This window comes from Paraburkholderia pallida, assembly GCF_004524855.1.
GTDB classification, from domain to species: Bacteria; Pseudomonadota; Gammaproteobacteria; order Burkholderiales; family Burkholderiaceae; genus Paraburkholderia; species Paraburkholderia oxyphila.
This window is the reverse complement of sequence record NZ_CP038148.1, coordinates 1595872-1613021: the sequence shown is the minus strand read 5'-3', so window position 1 is coordinate 1613021 and position 17150 is coordinate 1595872. Positions and strand designations below refer to the sequence as shown.

General features: G+C 68.6%; 11 protein-coding genes. 7 read left to right on the top strand and 4 right to left on the bottom strand.

Annotated features, from left to right (window positions below):
* Nucleotides 1-142: 142 nt before the first annotated feature.
* Nucleotides 143-2107 carry a tetratricopeptide repeat protein gene (locus E1956_RS07305; RefSeq protein WP_134748012.1) on the top strand — a complete coding sequence of 655 codons (1965 nt, stop codon included), beginning with the start codon at nucleotides 143-145 and terminating at the stop codon, nucleotides 2105-2107.
* Nucleotides 2108-2212: 105 nt separating this feature from the next.
* Here E1956_RS07305 and tcuC read toward each other — a convergent pair whose 3' ends face one another.
* Nucleotides 2213-3508 (bottom strand): MFS transporter, encoded by a 1296-nt coding sequence (tcuC, locus tag E1956_RS07300; protein ID WP_134748011.1) that lies wholly within the window; start codon nucleotides 3506-3508, stop codon nucleotides 2213-2215.
* Nucleotides 3509-3876: 368 nt separating this feature from the next.
* Between tcuC and E1956_RS07295 the strand changes: the two genes are divergently transcribed.
* Complete coding sequence (locus tag E1956_RS07295) at nucleotides 3877-4419, top strand: GNAT family N-acetyltransferase (protein ID WP_134748010.1); 543 nt, start codon at nucleotides 3877-3879, stop codon at nucleotides 4417-4419.
* Nucleotides 4420-4746: 327 nt separating this feature from the next.
* A complete protein-coding gene (locus E1956_RS07290; protein ID WP_134748009.1) occupies nucleotides 4747-5940 on the top strand; it encodes a hypothetical protein in 1194 nt (397 codons plus the stop codon).
* 192 nt (nucleotides 5941-6132) lie between these two features.
* Here the strand turns inward: E1956_RS07290 and E1956_RS07285 are convergent, their stop codons facing one another.
* The 3 genes from E1956_RS07285 to E1956_RS07275 form a co-directional block, all read right to left on the bottom strand.
* On the bottom strand, nucleotides 6133-6855 hold the full coding sequence (locus E1956_RS07285; protein WP_134748008.1) for a DUF2968 domain-containing protein: 723 nt from the start codon (nucleotides 6853-6855) through the stop codon (nucleotides 6133-6135).
* A 200-nt stretch (nucleotides 6856-7055) separates the two neighbouring features.
* Nucleotides 7056-8501 carry a gamma-glutamyl-gamma-aminobutyrate hydrolase family protein gene (locus E1956_RS07280; protein WP_134748007.1) on the bottom strand — a complete coding sequence of 482 codons (1446 nt, stop codon included), beginning with the start codon at nucleotides 8499-8501 and terminating at the stop codon, nucleotides 7056-7058.
* A gap of 256 nt (nucleotides 8502-8757) precedes the next feature.
* The gene (locus tag E1956_RS07275; protein ID WP_134748006.1) at nucleotides 8758-10524 is read right to left on the bottom strand and encodes a cation:proton antiporter; all 1767 of its coding nucleotides are present in this window, start codon (nucleotides 10522-10524) and stop codon (nucleotides 8758-8760) included.
* 207 nt (nucleotides 10525-10731) lie between these two features.
* Here E1956_RS07275 and E1956_RS07270 point away from each other — a divergent pair, with 207 nt between their 5' ends.
* The 4 genes from E1956_RS07270 to xdhB all read left to right on the top strand — a co-directional run bounded on the left by E1956_RS07270 (nucleotide 10732) and on the right by xdhB (nucleotide 17149).
* Nucleotides 10732-12138: an amidase gene (locus tag E1956_RS07270; RefSeq protein ID WP_134748005.1), complete on the top strand. Its 1407-nt coding sequence runs from the start codon at nucleotides 10732-10734 to the stop codon at nucleotides 12136-12138.
* A gap of 168 nt (nucleotides 12139-12306) precedes the next feature.
* On the top strand, nucleotides 12307-12837 hold the full coding sequence (locus tag E1956_RS07265; RefSeq protein WP_134748004.1) for a disulfide bond formation protein B: 531 nt from the start codon (nucleotides 12307-12309) through the stop codon (nucleotides 12835-12837).
* Between the two features lie 344 nt (nucleotides 12838-13181).
* Complete coding sequence (xdhA, locus tag E1956_RS07260) at nucleotides 13182-14756, top strand: xanthine dehydrogenase small subunit (protein WP_134748003.1); 1575 nt, start codon at nucleotides 13182-13184, stop codon at nucleotides 14754-14756.
* Nucleotides 14753-17149 (top strand): xanthine dehydrogenase molybdopterin binding subunit, encoded by a 2397-nt coding sequence (xdhB, locus tag E1956_RS07255; RefSeq protein ID WP_134748002.1) that lies wholly within the window; start codon nucleotides 14753-14755, stop codon nucleotides 17147-17149. Before xdhA ends, xdhB begins: the two co-directional genes overlap by 4 nt.
* The last annotated feature ends 1 nt before the right edge of the window (nucleotide 17150 follow it).

The following is a 17150-nucleotide window of genomic DNA, read 5'->3' as shown; positions in this document are numbered from 1 at the left end:
ATGAACAGGTGTTCATATGTTAGTTGCAGCACAGCAACAGGTCAAGCCCTACGCGAAGGCCACGCCCGTCAGGTTCGGGGTGCGCCCGCCCGAGTATGGGAAAATGCCGCCTTCGCTTCTCCCAAGTATTTGCCTTTCGGTTATGGAACAGGTTTTTGTCCGCGCGTACGCCGCACATCGCGACGGCCGGCTGGACGACGCCGAGCGCGGCTACCGCGCGACGCTCGCCACCGATCCCGTGCACGTCGATGCGCTGCACATGCTCGGCGTGCTGCGGCACCAGCAGGGCCAGCACGCCGAAGCCGCGGACCTCGTGCGCCGGGCGGTCGAGCTGCGGCCCGACGACGCCGCGCTCCAGCTGAACCTAGGCAACGCGCTGAAGGCGCTCGGCCAGCTCGATGGGGCGATCGAGCGCTTTCGCAATGCGCTCACGCTCGCGCCCACCTTCCCGCTCGCGCACTACAACCTCGGCAACGCCTACGCGGCGACCGGCCGCCACGAGGACGCGATGTATGCGTTCGGCCATGCGGTGCGCCTGCAGCCCGGCGACGCCTCGTCGCACAACAACCTCGGCAACGCGCTGCACGCGCTCGGCCGCCACGCCGAAGCCGCCGAGGCCTTTCGCCGCGCGCTCAAGATCCGTCCGGGCCACGCGGGCGCGCACAACAACCTCGGCATGGCGCTGAATGCGCTCGGCGACAGCGCGGGCGCCGTCGAACATTTCCAGAAAGCGCTGCGTGTCCAGCCGCGCTTCGTCGCCGCGCATTTCAACCTGGCGAACACGCTCGACGCGACCGGCTATCACGCGCAAGCCGCCGCGGGCTTCGAGGCCGCCCTCGCGCTGCAGCCGCAATTCCCGCCCGCGCTGTTCGGGCTCGGCAATGCGCTGGCGGCGCTCGGGCGGCACGAAGACGCGCTCGGCGCTTATGAGCGCGCGATCGGCCTCGATCCGAAGTTCGCGCTCGCATGGCTCGCGCTCGGCACGGCGCAGCACGCGCTCGGCCGCCACGCCGCCGCGCTGCGCGCATTCGAGGAAGCGCTGCGCGTGCGCCCCGACCTCGCCGCCGCGCATCTGAACCGCGCGCTGGTCCTGCTCACGCTCGGCGACTTCCAGCGCGGCCTGCCCGCCTACGAGTGGCGACTCGACCCCACCGCGCGCGAAAGCGTGACTGGCGCCGCGGGCGTCGCCTGCGTCAGGCCCGGCGCCGGCATCGCGATGGCCAGCGTGCCGCCCGCCGCCGATCCTCAAGCCACTGCGGCCGCCAGCGCCGCCCTGGCCCACGTGCCGCGCTGGCGCGGCGAGCCGCTCGCCGGCCGCACGCTGCTCATCCACGCGGAGCAAGGTTTCGGCGACACGCTCCAGTTCGTGCGTTTCGTGCCGAACGTCGTGGCGCTGGCCCACAGCGGCGCACGCATCGTGCTTGAAGTGCAGGCATCGCTCGTGCCGCTCATCGCGCCGGCCGCCCACGTTGCGCGCATTTCGTTGATCGCGCAAGGCACGCCCCGCCCCGCCGTCGACCTGCACTGCCCGCTGCTCTCGCTGCCGCTCGCGCTCGGCACGACCTTCGAGACCGTGCCCGCGCCGATGCCGTATCTCGCGGCCCCCGCCCCCTATCTGCGCAAGTGGCGCGGCTCGCTCGGCGGGCAGGCCAAGCGCAAGATCGGGCTGGCCTGGTCGGGCCGCATCCACAAGCACGAGAACCGCACGCTGCCGCTCGCCGCGCTCGATCCGCTGTTCGCACTGGAAGGCATCGACTGGATCGTGCTCCAGCCGCACTTGAGCGCGGCGGAGCACGCGGCGCTCGACGCGCATCCGCGCGCGCGCACGATTCATCGGCTGGATGGCAAGCTCGAGGATTTCGCGGATACCGCCGCCGTCATCGAGCGCCTCGACGCCGTGGTCTCCATCGACACCTCCATTGCCCACCTGGCGGGCGCGCTGGGCGCGAAGCTCTGGCTGATGCTGCCGTTCGCCGCCGACTGGCGCTGGTTCGCCGGCACCGACGCGAGCCCCTGGTATCCGCGCGCGCGCCTCGTGCGCCAGCCGCGGCCCGGCGCATGGGACGACGTGGTTGCGCGCGTTGCCGCGGCGCTGCGCGACGCCTGATAGCGGGTGCCCGACAGGCCCCTTCGCGCGCCTGCGCGAAACGCGGCGGCCCCATGAAAAAAACCCGCCTGCGCGGGTTTTTTTCATGGGTTGGCGAAGCCTGCTTCAGACCGTCTTGTACTGATTGCGCGCTTCGGCCGACCGATAGAGCACGAGCGTGGCGATCAGCCCGCAGATGCCCGCGACGCCCATCCAGGCGCCCGGCGCCGCCTTGTTGCCGCTCATGTGAATCAGCCAGGTCGAGATGGCCGGCGTGAAGCCGCCGATCGTCGTGGCGAGGCTGTAGGCGAGCGAGAATCCCGCCGTCCGCACCTCGACCGGCATGACTTCGGTCAAGGCCACGACCATCGCGCCGTTGTAGCAGCCGTACAGGAACGAGAGCCAGAGCTCGACCATGAGCAGGCGACCGAACGACGGATCGGCGACGAGCCACTGCACGGACGGATACGCACTCAGAATCGTGAGGATCGTGAACACGAGCAGCACCGGACGGCGGCCGATACGGTCGGAGACCGCGCCGGACACGGGCAGCCAGAACAGATTCGACAAGCCGATGCAGACCGTCACGACAAACGTGTCGATCTCGCTCAGCTTGAGCACTTCCTTCCCGAAAGTGGGCGTATAGGCCGTGATCATGTAGAACGACACGGTCGTCATGATGACCATGCCCATGCCACCGAGCACGATGACCCAGTTCTGCACCATCGACGCCAGGATTTCGCCAATCGACGGACGATGCTTCTTGCGCGCGAACTCCTCGGTTTCCTGCAGCGAGCGGCGGATCAGGAACAGGAAGGGCACGATGCAGCAGCCGACGATGAACGGGATGCGCCAGCCCCATGACGTCATGTCTTCCACGGGCAGAATCCGATGCAGCAGCACGCCGAACAGCGCCGCGAACACCACGGCCACCTGCTGGCTGCCCGATTGCCACGACACGTAGAAGCCCTTGTTGCCCTTCGTCGCGATCTCCGAGAGGTAGACCGAGACACCGCCCAGCTCCGCGCCGGCGGAGAAGCCCTGCAGCAGGCGCCCGCACAGCACGAGCGCCGGCGCGAGCACGCCGATCGTCGCGTAGCCCGGTATGAGCGCGACGGTGAGCGTGCCGAGCGCCATCAGGCCGAGCGTGACGATCAGGCCCTTGCGTCGCCCGTGGTGGTCGATATACGCGCCAAGCACGATGGCGCCGAGCGGCCGCACGAGAAAGCCGGCGCCGAACACGGACAGCGACAGCATCAGCGAAGCGAAGGCGTTGTTACTGGGGAAGTAGGTCCGGGCGATCGCCGAAGCGTAATAGCCGTAGACCATGAAATCGTACATTTCCAGGAAGTTGCCGCTGACGACGCGGAAAACCGTCCGGACTTTCGATTCGCTGGAGGAAGCATGAGACGCGGTAGACATGACATTCCCTCGAGATCTCGCCAGATGAGATGCGGATGATGCCTGCGAGCGCCCCGTCCGACATGATCTGAGGGAGCAGAAGCGCCCGCCACCATCGGTTCTCACGCGTGAGCGTGCCTGGCGGACGCCCATCGTGCTGTGCGCCCCAGCCGGAACGCTGCCTGACACTTTACTCCCGACTGCACCACAATACGCACATCGCGAGGGGCTTTGCGCCTGAAATTGCGTTTGCCTGGTGGAACTCCCGAGCCTTTCGCCGGCGTCGCAACAGCGCTTGAGCCGCGCGAGCCCGCCTATCGTGCACAATAACGCGATGACGCGGCCGGCTTCGTTTTGCGCCGTCCGCCCCCCATTGCCCGATGCCCCGCATGACCACCGCCGCTGCCCTGACCCTGCGCCCGGCCACGACCGCCGACGCCCCCCTGCTTGCCGCCATGCATGCCGCGAGCTGGCAGGCCACGTATCGCGATCTGCTGCCGGCCGCGTTCCTCGAGCAGGAAGTCGACGCCGAACGGGCCGCTTACTGGCGCGCGCGCATGGAGGCCCCCGGCGAGGAACGCCGCCTCGTGCTGATCGCCGAGCTGGAGGAGCAATCGGCAAAGCGCACGCCGGTCGGCTTCGTCTGCGCCGAGCGTCAGCCCGGGTCGCCTTGGGGCGTGCTGCTCGACAATCTCCATGCGCTGCCGGCCCATCAGGGCATTGGCGCAGGCAAGCGGCTCATGCAGGCCGCCCAGGCCTGGGCGCGCGCCCAGGGCGAAACGCAGCTCTATCTCTACGTGCTCGAAGGCAACGCGTCCGCCATTGCGTTCTATGAGCGCCAAGGCTGGGAATATTCGGGGGCGGAGCCTGACCATATGGGCGGCATCGACATTACCGCCCTGCGCTACGTCTACCGGCTCGATACCGCATAACTTAAGGGACAGCGGATTCGCGCACCCGCAGACGGTCAGGCCACCGGATCGCCCCACTGCGGCGCGAGCGCGCACACTGGCGCGCCCCAAAACACGCACCGACTACAATTTTCGTCTGATTTTCAGACGTTTCCGATGGATTGCCGCAAGCCTGACCCGCATCATTCGAATCCAAACGATTGACCCGCACAAGGCATTGCAGCGCTGGCAAAACGCGCGTCTTTCGGGCTCCACCGTGTTCTGGTGCCCCAACCACGCCAAGGCAGCGAGAGATCCATGTCAACTTTTCCGTTAGTCCAGGTGGAAGGCGAACTCGCGATACCGCGCATGCGTCCACTCACCCGCGTCCCGCCGCCGTTTGGCCGCGATTGGGCGCTCATGCCTCCGCACTTCAGCTTGCGCACCGAACTCCAGGCGCTCTATGCCGCCTTCCTGCGCACGGTGTGCCTGAGCGCCGAAGCGTTCCGCCAGGCGTGCCGCTGGGACTTGCATCGCCGCTTCGTTCCTGAGCCGCCGCGCCCCGCCGCCGCCCCCGTCGGCGGCACGCTCGACGCGGCGCAGGCCCAGCAAGCCGCTGCCGATACCTTGCAGCAGCGCCCGGCAGCCGGTGCACGGCCCGCGCGCACCACCGCTCGTGTCGAGCGCACACCGCCTTCGTCGCACAAGCTCGCGGCCACCGCCATCGCCATTGGCGGCGCAGTGCTGCTCACCTGGATCGTGGCCAGCCATACGCAATTCGGCGACGGCAAGGACAAGACGGTCCTGCATACGCCAGCGAGCCCTGTCTCGAGCTCCGACGCGAGCGTGTCGGCGCGCCTTTCCGACGAACGCTCGCAGCACGACCTCGCGATGTCCAGCGCCGCAGGGAGCAACAAGGACACGTCCGCTGCAACAACGACGCGCGCGGCAAGCGCACCGGCTGCGGCCACGCAACCCACCGCAACGACGGTGGCGGCGGCGGCCAATGCAACGCCGCGTCAAGGTCCTGCATCCGCACCGATCATCATCACGCCGGAAGCACGGCCCGCCCCCACACGCGCCGCTGCCCCCGCAACAGCCTCGCCTTCGAAACCTGCCCCCCCCGTGCGCCCCGACTACGCCGGACACACACAGGCGAGCGCACCGCAGCGCGCCACGCTGACACCCCAAGCCGCGCTCACAGGCGACCGGGCGGCCAAGGCTGCGCAGCTCGCCAAGGGCCGCCAGGCCGCCGGCACCAGGGACAACACGGCGTACAAGGAAGCCGGCCGGCATCCGGCGCACGATTTCGCGGCGCACCGGAGCGCGCCGCTCGTGACGACCCAGCGTACGCATGGCATGTACTCTGAAGCGGCCGATTATTCGCCGCTCCGGTCGAGCGCGGCGCCGAGCGACGACTATCCCTCGCTCACGACCTACGCGGGCACGCACACAGCCGCGCCGCCAGCAGGCCGCGCAACGGTGAACGTCGACAACACAGAATGGGTGAATCACGTTTCACAACGCCGCGTGACCGAGGTGCCTGACAGCTTCGCGAAGTAAGCCGCCATTCGACACGCGGCGCAGCGCCCGCCCGTACACACGCTAGCGGGCGGCGCGTGCGATTCACGCCCAGCACAACAACAAAAAAGCCCGGCATCGGTGCCGGGCTTTTTTGCGTGCCTGCTTCTCCACTTGTCCTGCCGCGCCGCACCGCCCACCAGCGGCACGACACGATGCAAACCCAACAGGTTGTTAGCGGCGGGAGCCGGGCAAGCCCACCTCGGTTTCGCGCTGCAACTGGTCCACCTGATTCTGAAGATCGCGCAACTGGGTCTGCGCCTGGATCTTCTCGGCATTGAGCGCCCGCGCATTGCCCTGCATCTGGCGTTGATAGTCGTCGACGCGGGCCTGCTGCGTGCGCGCCACGTTGAGGTCCGCCTGCAACCGGCGCGCGCGGTCCTCATTGATTGCGATGACGCGATCGATGAACGCCTTTTGCGCCTCGATCTGGGTCCGGCGAATCTCCACCTCGGCAAGGCGCTGGGTCTGCTGGACGAAATTCGCATAGATGGCTTCCGCGCGCGTGTCGTCCTGCGAGCGAATCACGCGCCAGAAGTGCTTGTCCTGGAACAGCACCACGTAATACGTCATCTCGGGCGGATAAAAGAACAGGCTCGCGCCGTAGCTGGCGTTATAGGTCGTGCGCAATTCGACAAGCTGCGCGTCGTGGATGAGCTGCATGAGCGTAGCCACGTCGCCCTGCGAAGCCCCTGTGGTCGCCTGATCGTCCACCAGGCCCGCGGGCGGCGGCATGTTCGCCGGCTGCGGCGTCAGGCTGCCGAGCGACGGCCGGTTGCCGGCCACCGGCGCCACGTCGCTAGCGGGTGCGCCTGCCCATGCGAGCACGCCGTGCTGCAGGAGCGTAAAGACCGCGGCGCCCAGCAAGGCGCGACGCAGCAGGGTTGATTGCTTCATGACTGCCTGTTCCGTTCAGGATTCCGAGTAACCGCTTATTATCGCCGCCAGAAAATCTCATAAACGTCGATTAAATTCGGATAACCGACAGAGCAGCCAATTACTTGTCCGAAATCACCTACTTCCGATTAGGAATGCGTGACTGGAATCGGGATCGATGTCGCTCAATATTAAAAAAGGGGGCGGCGCCCCCTTTTTCGTCAGAACCGCGTCTCGCGCGCCGAGCGCAGAAACGTATCGAGCAGCGGTGTGCAGTCGAGCAGCTCCGGGCCACCCGCGCGGTGGAACTCCGGGTGCCACTGCACGCCCACGACGAAGGGCGCGCGCCGGTAGCGCACCGCTTCGATCAGGCCGTCACCGGACGAGACGGCCTCGACTGTCAGATCGCGGCCAAGGCTCTTGACCGCCTGATGGTGAATCGAGTTGACGATGGCCTCGCGCCTGCCCGGGAACATGCTGGCCAGCGACGAACCCTCCGGAAAGTGGACGGCGTGGCGATGCTGGTCGTAGTGCTCGCTCACGTGCACGCCCGCGGTGGGCACATCGGTGGCGATGTCCTGATAGAGCGAGCCGCCGAACGCGACATTGATGAGCTGGCAGCCGCGGCATACGCCCAGCACCGGCTTGCCCGATTCGATGAATTCGTGCAGCAGCTCCAGCTCGTACATGTCCCGCACGCGATCGCCGGGCCACTCCGGTCGCGGCGCAGTCTCCGCGTAGGTTTGCGGCGAGACATCGGCGCCGCCTTGCAGCAGGAGGCCGTCGAGGTGCTTTGCGTAGTCGCGCAGGCGGATGTTGCTCGGGTGCAGCATGCCCTGATGGCCGACCGTCGGAATCATGAAGACGATCACGTCGCGCGACATGACCCAATGCGCGATCGACTCTTCGAGATATTGCAGCGTCTTGCCGCGCAGGCCCGCTGCGCCGGGTTCCGGGTGAAAGATGCGGGCCGACACGCCGATGCGCAACGTCCGCTGGGTGATGCGCTGACCGGCGCGGTCGAACAATTGCCGTGCGCGCGCCGCGATGATGCGGCCGAACACCGACCATGCCGAATCGCTCGGCCGCAGATAGCGCGGCGGCTCAGGCGGAATGGCGTGCGGCGGCGGGGGATGCTGCGCGGTGAAGTCGGGCGCCTGGCCGAAACCGGCAGGCGCAGCGCCCGGTCGCGGGCTGGCCCCGGCCTGCGGCGGCGAAGGCTGGGCGGCTTGCGTTGTGGTGTCCTGCGTCCCGGTCTCAGTGGGCGCCGGCACCTCTTTGCCCACGTCGCCCACTACCTCGATCGGAATGCGTGGTGCGCCGGCCGCTTCGGCCTGCTGGCGCGCCACGGTGCGCGCCGCCTCGTCGTGCGGCTCGCCGGCTGGCGGCGCGCTCGGAGCGGCCCCCACCTGCGCCGAGACCGGCTCCTCGTCGCTGCCACTGCCCGAGCTGTCCGCGCCGGCTGCATCCGGCGTCAGCGCCGAGGCGCTCGCGGGCGCATCGGTCGATGCGCGCTCCGCAGCCGCGCCCGAAGAGCCGGACGTGGCTGCGCCGGGTGTGCCGGCGGGCGTTGCGTGGGGAGAAGCGGAAGCGCCGGGGGCATCGGTCTTGGCAGGACGGTCAGCGCCGCCGGGAACCTCGGGGTGGTCGGATTTGTTTTCGCTCATAACGTGGGGTCGGGCGCGCCGCGCGCGCGAACGAATGAACAGGGTTTCGATTATGCGTCGCACCGCATATCGCCGCCACCCCCGTGCACAAACGCTCACATTCCGTTGCAGTTGGGTACGGCCGGTTAGGTGCGGCCGGCTAGGTACGGCCGGTCAGGTGCGGCCGACTAGGTGCGGCCGGCTAGGCACAGCCGATCAGGGACGGGCAGGTCCCGCACCCAATCTGCGTCCAACCGCGCCCAACCGCGCGCCGGCCTTATGGCTCCGGCCGCTCGTCGAAGGTCTCGCGCAGCGCGATCTGCATGCTCGCGTGGATCTTCACGCACCAGCGCCACAGCAGCATCGTGAGCACCGCCGCGCACACCAGCACGCCGATCAGGAAGCCCGTGGGCGGCAGGATCGTCCCCGAGAGCGCGGCGACCAGCACGAACACGCCGATCATCGAGACGGCCGGCACGAGCTCGGCGATCGCATGGCGCAGCGCACGCGTGAAGCGCCCTGCCTTTTCGGGCTGCACGCTCACCTCGGCGAGCAACAGCGCGAGCGACTGCGTCTTGCGCCAGACGGCCACCAGAAACGGAATCGCAAGCAGCAGCGCGGCGCTCCAGAGCACCACGCGCTGGATACGCTCGTCGGGCACCCAGCCCGCGAGCAGCGGCAGAACGTAGCGTGCGCCATACGACGCGCCGATGAAAATCGCCGAGACCAGCGCGAGATTCACCGCGACCTGCACGACGATGCGCTTCGTGAGCGCAAACAGCGTCGGGCCTTGCGTGCCATCCGAGCGCGGCATCAGGCAGCGCAGCCACTGGCTGTACATGCCGAAGACATTCGACACCGCGGGCGGCATCGCGCGCGCAAGCCGCTGCGAGAGCGGATCGGCGAAGCGGATCAGATACGGCGTGGTGAGCGTCGTGATCGCCGAGACGGTCACGGCGATCGGATAGAGAAAGGCGCTCGTCACCTTCAGCGTCAGGCCGAGCGAAGCGATGATGAACGAGAACTCGCCGATCTGCGACACCGTCATCCCGACGCGCATCGCCGTGCGGCCATCGCGGCCGGCCAGGAAGGTGCCGAGCCCGCACGACACGAGCTTGCCGAACACCACCGCGAACGAGATCACGGCGATCGGCCACGCGTAGTCGACCAGCACGAGCGGATTGAGCATCAGGCCGATCGTCACGAAGAAGATGGCTGAGAACGCGTCGCGCAGCGGCGCGACCAGATGCTCGATGCGTGGCAGATGGCGCGACTCGGCCATGATCGCGCCGATCAGGAACGCACCGAGCGCAATCGAGTAATCGAGCTTCACGACCAGCAGGCAAAAGCCGAAGCAAAAGCCGAGCACCGAAACGAGCAGCATTTCGTCGCTGCCCACGCGCGCCACGTAGCCGAGCACGCGCGGCACGATCAGGATGCCCGCGAGCAGCGACACCGTCATGAAGAGCAGCAGCTTGCCGAGCGTGACGAACGCGATGCCGGGCGAGAGCTCGCCCGTCTGCGCAATGCCGCTTAGCAGCACGAGCATGGCGATACCGAGGATGTCCTCGACGATCAGGATGCCGAACACGAGTTGCGCGAACGGCTCGCGCTTCACCCCGAGATCGGCGAGCGCCTTGACGATGATGGTGGTGGAAGAAATGGCGAGGATCGCGCCGAGAAACAGCGAATCCATGGCGGCCCAGCCGAACGCGCGACCGATCTCGTAGCCGATCCACAGCATCACCACGATTTCGGATAGCGCCGCCACGATGGCGGTCGCGCCCACCTGGAACAGCTTGCGCAGACTGAATTCGAGCCCGAGCGAGAACATCAGGAACACCACGCCCAGCTCGCCCATCGTCTGGATGGTCTGCTCGTCGTGGATGAGCTGGAACGGCGGCGTGTACGGCCCGATGATCACGCCCGCCGCGATATAGCCGAGCACCACCGGCTGCTTCAGGCGATGAAACAGCACGGTGACGATCCCCGCGATCGCCATCACGACTGCCAGATCCTGAATAAAGCCGATTCCCTGGTGCATGGGCAGAATATCCTTACAAAATGCTATCGAGAAGTTGAATGTTACCCGATGCATGCGACTCGCCAAATCGCTACTCAAGAAAAATTCACGTTCTACAATGATGTGTCCCTTGCCGCGGCGCATGGCCGCATTGCACGGCCGTCGTACGCGTCACGACGCGCCCGCGGCACCCCCGCCCACCGTATTGCCATCGATGCCCCCGCTGCCATGACCGCCACGCCTTCAGCCTCCTCAGCCCCATCCGCTTTCACGCCATTCCCTCCGCTCGCCCAGCTGGCCGCCGACCTCGCCGCGGGCCGCACCACGAGCCGCGCGCTCGCCGAGGCCGCGCTCGAGCGCATCGCCGCCGCGGACGGCCAGGGCGCCACCGTGTTCACGCACGTCGACCCTGAGCGCGTGCGCGCCGCCGCCGATGCGCACGACCGGCTGCGCGCGTCGGGCACGGTGCTTTCGCCGCTCGCGGGCATTCCCGTCTCGGTGAAGGACCTGTTCGACGTGCAAGGCGAAGTCACGCGCGCCGGCTCCACGGTGCTCGCGAACGCCGCGCCCGCGAGCGCCGACGCGACCGCGGTCGCGCGCCTGCGCCACGCCGGCGCGGTGCTCGTCGGCCGCACCAATATGAGCGAGTTCGCGTTCTCCGGGCTCGGCCTCAACCCGCACTACGGCACGCCGCTCTCGCCTTACCGGCGCGGCGTGGCCGGCGACGAGCGCATCGCCGGCGGCTCATCGTCGGGCGCGGCGGCCTCGGTCGCCGATGGCATGGCCGCCGTCGCGCTCGGCACCGACACGGGCGGCTCGATCCGCATCCCGGCGGCGCTGTGCGGCCTCACCGGCTTCAAGCCCACGGCCGCGCGCATCCCGAAGACGGGCGGCGTGCCGCTCTCGCCCACGCTCGACTCGTTCGGCCCGATCGGCAATACGGTGGCGTGCTGCGCGCTCGTGGACCGCATCCTCGCCGGACTGGCCCCGCACGTGCCCGCAACGCGGCACCTCGACGGCGTGCGCATCGGCGTCCTCACGAACTACGTGACGGACGACATCGACCCTTACGTGGCCGAGGCGCTGGACACGGCGCTCAAGCACCTCGATGCGGCCGGCGCGATCGTGAACGAGGTGCGCTTTTCGCCATTCGAGCGCCTCGCCGGCATCAACCGCTTCGGCTTCTCGCCGATCGAAGCCTACGCGTGGCATCGCCCGCTCCTCGCGCAACACCGCGACCAGTACGACCCGCGCGTGCTCGTGCGCATCCTCAAGGGCGAGCCCGCGAGCGCCGCCGACTATCTCGATCTGATCGCCGCGCGCGCCGCCGTGATGGACGAGGCGCAGGCCACGCTCTGGTCGCGCTTTGACGCCGTGATCGCCCCGACCGTGCCGATCGCGCCGCCCGCGCTCGCTCCGCTCGTCGCCGATGACGACGCGTTCGCGCGCGCCAACGCGCTCGTGCTGCGCAACCCGAGCGCCTTCAACTTCCTCGACGCCTGCGCGCTCTCGCTGCCGATCCACCATCCCGGCGAGGCGCCGGTGGGGCTGATGCTGGCCGGCGCTCCCTACGCCGACGACACGATCCTCGCGATCGGCCGCGGCGTGGAAGCGGTGCTCGCGCCGCTGCGCTAACCGTAAAAAAGGGCGCGGTGACCCGTGCAGGCTTCGCCTGCGCGGGGTCAAGGGCGCTCGCTCGCGCGATCCCCCCTTCGCGCTAGAATCCCGAAACGCCGTTGCAGCCGCCGCTACCAGGGCTTGCCCGAGGCCGGCTGCGCTGTTCAACCCGAATAAACGAGTCACATGAACGACGATAACGCGCGGCTGCGCCGCGAGCGCCGCCTGCTGGTCCTCCTCGGCCTGATCTGCCTCGCGCTGCTGGGCGGGGCGCTCTACTTCCAGTATGTCGAGCACCAGGACCCCTGCCCGCTGTGCATCCTCTCGCGCTACTTCTTTATCCTGATTGCGATCTTCGCGTTCCTTGGCGCGCGCTTCGCCAGCTGGCGTGCCGTGCGCACGCTCGAAGCGCTGGTCGTGATTTCGGCGGCGGGCGGCATCTTCGCCTCCGCCAAGCTCGCCTGGGTGCAGGCCGTGCCGAGCTTCAGCTGCGGCTTCGACACGCTGCAGCCGATCGTCGACGCCCTGCCGCCCGCGCACTGGCTGCCCGGCGTCTTCAAGGTCCAGGGCCTCTGCGAAACCACCTATCCGCCGATCCTCGGCCTCACGCTGCCGCTCTGGTCGGTGCTCGCCTTCGCGGTCATGTTCGTCGTGGTGCTCGCCAGCCTGTGGCGCAACCGTCGCCGCCAGGTGGCGTGGCCCGGCATCCGGCGCTAAGCGCCGTCGCGCCGCGCGCCGCCCCGTGACCGCGGGCGCTTGCGGCGCCATCCCCCCTCCTCGCGCACCCGGCGAGGCTCTACCCTCTCCCCCGCGCCGCCCCTCATCCGGCGGCGTCTCTCCCGCCTCCTCGCCACCGCCCGAAAGGGCCGGATCATGTAGCGTTCTGTCATGGGCGCCGCCGCATAACCCCCATCTTCCATTAGGAATACTTTCCGGGCGCTGTCGGTGCTAAATTCGGAACTGGATGGCGATCTACGTGCGCGAGGCCGGACTGGAAGTCCAGGCGCGCCCCGGCTCCCTGCGTAACGCGCGCCTGATCCGCAATGTCTCCCGGGTTTCACATGACAACGCAAACCATCCGCTTCGTCCGTCGTGGCGCCGTGCACGAGGTGCATGACGCGCCCATCACGCGCACTGTGCTCCAGCACCTGCGCGAGGATTTGCACGTCTGTGGCACCAAGGAAGGCTGCGCCGAAGGCGACTGCGGCGCCTGCACGGTCGTGATCGGCGAGCTCGACGACGACGGCCGTCTCGCGCTCAAGGCCGTCAACGCCTGCATCCAGTTTCTCCCCACGCTCGACGGCCGCGCGCTCTTCACCGTCGAAGACCTGCGCGCGCCCGACGGCGCGCTGCACCCCGTCCAGCAGGCCATGGTGGACTGCCACGGCTCGCAGTGCGGCTTCTGCACGCCCGGCTTCGTCATGTCGATGTGGGCGCTCTACGAGCGCCAGGGCGCCGACGCGGGCCTGCCGACGCGCGACGAAATCGATCAGGCGCTTTCCGGCAATCTGTGCCGCTGCACCGGCTACCGGCCGATCATCGACGCAACCCAACGCATGTTCGACGTGGCGAGCTATCCGCGTGTCGCGCTCGCGCGCGAGCCGCTCGAAGCCGCGCTGCGCTCGATCGCGCGCAGCGATACCTTCGCCTACGAAGGCCCCGACGCGCGTGGTGCCGCGCACGGCCATGCCACGTTCTTCGCGCCGCGCACGCTCGAAGCATTCGCCACGCTGCGCGCCGAGCATCCGCAAGCGCGCGTGCTCGCGGGCGGCACGGACGTCGGCCTGTGGGTCACCAAGCTGCTGCGCGATCTGGGCGACGTGATCTACACCGGCCAGGTCGCCGAATTGCGGGCCATCGCGCGCGACGCGCAGACGCTCACGATTGGCGCCGCCGTCCCGCTCGAAGACGCCTACGCGGCGCTCGCCGTCGACTATCCCGAGCTCGCCGAGCTGTGGGCGCGCTTCGCCTCGCTGCCGATCCGCAACGCGGGCACGCTGGGCGGCAATGTGGCGAACGGCTCGCCCATCGGCGACTCGATGCCGGTGCTGCTCGCGCTCGACGCCGCGGTCGTGCTGCGCCGCGCCGCGCGCGTGCGCACGCTGCCGCTCGCGGCGTTCTACACGGGCTATCAGAAGAACGTGCTCGAACCCGGCGAGTTTGTCGAGGCGATCCGCGTGCCGCGCCCCGTGCCGACGCTGCGGTTTCGCACCTACAAGGTGTCCAAGCGCTACGACCAGGACATCTCGGCGGTCTGCGCGGCGTTTGCGCTCGAGATCGGCGAGGACGGCACGATCGTCAACGCGCGCATCGCGTATGGCGGCATGGCCGCGATCCCGCAGCGCGCCGCGCATGCCGAAGCGGCGCTCACGGGCGCACACTGGAACGAAGCGGCCGCGCAGCGCGCCATGGCCGCGCTCGACGCCGACTATCAGCCCCTCACCGACATGCGCGCGAGCGCCGCATATCGCCTGAAGGTCGCGCGCAATCTGCTCTGGCGCTGCTGGCTCGAAACGCGCGACGACGCGCCGCTCGCGCTGTGCGACGTGAACGCCTTCGTGTTTGCCTCCGAGGCGGAAATCGTCGACGAAACCGGCGTGGCCCCCGGCGCTGCACTTGCGGGAGATGCATCATGAACCGCCAGTCCGATCCGTTCGTTGCACAAACCGCCGCGCATGCGGCCCAGGCTGCGCTCGGCGCGCCGTTGCCGCACGAGTCCGCCGACCTGCACGTGAGCGGCGAGGCCCGCTACACCGACGACATCCCCGAGCTGCACGGCACGCTGCACGCCGCGCTCGGCCTCTCGCGCCTTGCGCATGCGCGCATCGCATCGCTCGATCTCGAGCGCGTGCGCGCCATGCCGGGCGTCGTCGCGGTGCTCACCGCCGCCGACATCCCCGGCGAGAACAACTGCGGCCCGGTCCTGCACGACGACCCGGTCCTCGCGCACGATGAAGTGCAGTATTTGGGCCAGCCCGTATTCGCCGTGATCGCGACGAGCCACGCGCTCGCGCGCCGCGCGGCTGCACTCGCCGCTAGCGAAGACGTCGTGCGCTACGAGCCGCTCGAGCCGGTGCTCACCATCGCCGACGCGAAAGCGCGCCAGCAATACGTCCTGCCACCGCTGCGCCTCACGCGCGGCGAGCCGGCGGCGCGCATTGCGGCGGCGCCGCACCGTATCGCCGGCACGTTCGCCGTGGGCGGCCAGGAGCAGTTCTATCTCGAAGGCCAGGTCGCCTACGCGCTGCCCGAAGAACAGGACGGCATGCTCGTCTACAGCTCGACGCAGCACCCGAGCGAGATGCAGCAGCTGGTCGCGCACTTGCTCAACTGGCCCGTGCATCGCGTGATGTGCGAATGCCGGCGCATGGGCGGCGGCTTCGGCGGCAAGGAATCGCAGTCGGCGCTGTTCGCCTGCGTGGCCGCGCTCGCCGCGCACAAGCTGGGGCGCCCCGTGAAGCTGCGCGCCGACCGCGACGACGACTTCCTGATCACCGGCAAGCGCCACGACGCGCTCTACGAATACGAAGCCGGCTACGACGACACAGGCCGCCTCCTCGGCGCGCGCGTGGAAATCGCGCTGCGCGCGGGCTATTCCGCCGATCTTTCGGGCGCGGTCGCCACGCGCGCGGTCTGCCATTTCGACAACGCCTACTACCTTTCGGATGTCGAGATCGTCGCGCTCTGCTGCAAGACCAACACGCAGTCGAACACGGCGTTCCGCGGCTTCGGCGGCCCGCAGGGCGCGCTCGTGATGGAGGTCATGCTCGACAGCATCGCCAGGTCACTCGGGCGCGATCCGCTCGAGGTGCGCCGCGCGAACTACTACGGCATCGGCGAGCGCGATGTCACGCCCTATGGCCAGCGCGTCGAGGACAACGTGCTCGCGCCGCTCACCGACGAGCTGCTCGCGTCGAGCCAATACGCCGCGCGCCGCGCCGCGCTCGCCGCGTTCAACCGCACGAGCCCCGTGCTCAAGCGCGGCATCGCGCTCACGCCGGTGAAGTTCGGCATCTCGTTCAACGTCCCGCACCTGAACCAGGCGGGCGCGCTCGTGCACGTCTATCGCGACGGCTCCGTGCTCGTGAATCACGGCGGCACCGAAATGGGCCAGGGGCTCAACACGAAGGTCGCGCAGGTGGTGGCCGGCGTATTCGGGCTGCCGCTCGCGCAGGTGCGCGTGAGCGCGACCGACACGTCGAAGGTAGCCAACACGTCCGCCACCGCCGCCTCGACCGGCAGCGATCTGAACGGCAAGGCCGCCGAAGACGCGGCGCTCGCGATCCGCGCGCGCCTCGCCGAGCTCGCTGCCGCGCAGCACGGCGGCACGCCCGGCGAAATCGTGTTCGAGGACGGCAAAGTCCACGCAAACGGCCAGGTAATCGCGTTCGCGGACTTCGTGGAATTCGCGTATATGAAGCGCGTGCAACTGTGGTCCGATGGCTTTTACGCGACGCCCAAGGTGCATTGGGACGCGAAGACGCTCACCGGCCATCCGTTCTACTACTTTGCCTATGGCGCGGCGGTGTCCGAAGTGGTCGTCGACACGCTCACGGGCGAATGGAAGCTCGTGCGCGCCGACGTGCTGCACGACGCGGGCCAGTCCATCAACCCGGCCATCGACATCGGCCAGGTGGAAGGCGGCTACATCCAGGGCATGGGCTGGCTCACGAGCGAGGAGCTCTGGTGGAACCGCGACGGCAAGCTCATGACGCACGCGCCGTCCACCTACAAGATTCCGGCGATCAGCGATACGCCCGCGGCGTTCAACGTGCAGCTCTACCGCAACGAGAACGCCGAGCCCACCGTGTTCCGCTCGAAGGCCGTGGGCGAGCCGCCGTTGCTGCTGCCGTTCTCGGTGCTGCTCGCGATCCGCGATGCGATCGGCGCCGCCGTGCCCGAAGCCCGGGAAGCCGCGCCGCTCGTCGCGCCCGCCACGCCCGAAGCGATCCTCGACGCGCTCGATGCCCTGCGTGCGCGCACGGCCAGCGCGCAGGCCGCCGCCCCCATTGAAGTTGTCGTCAAGTAGG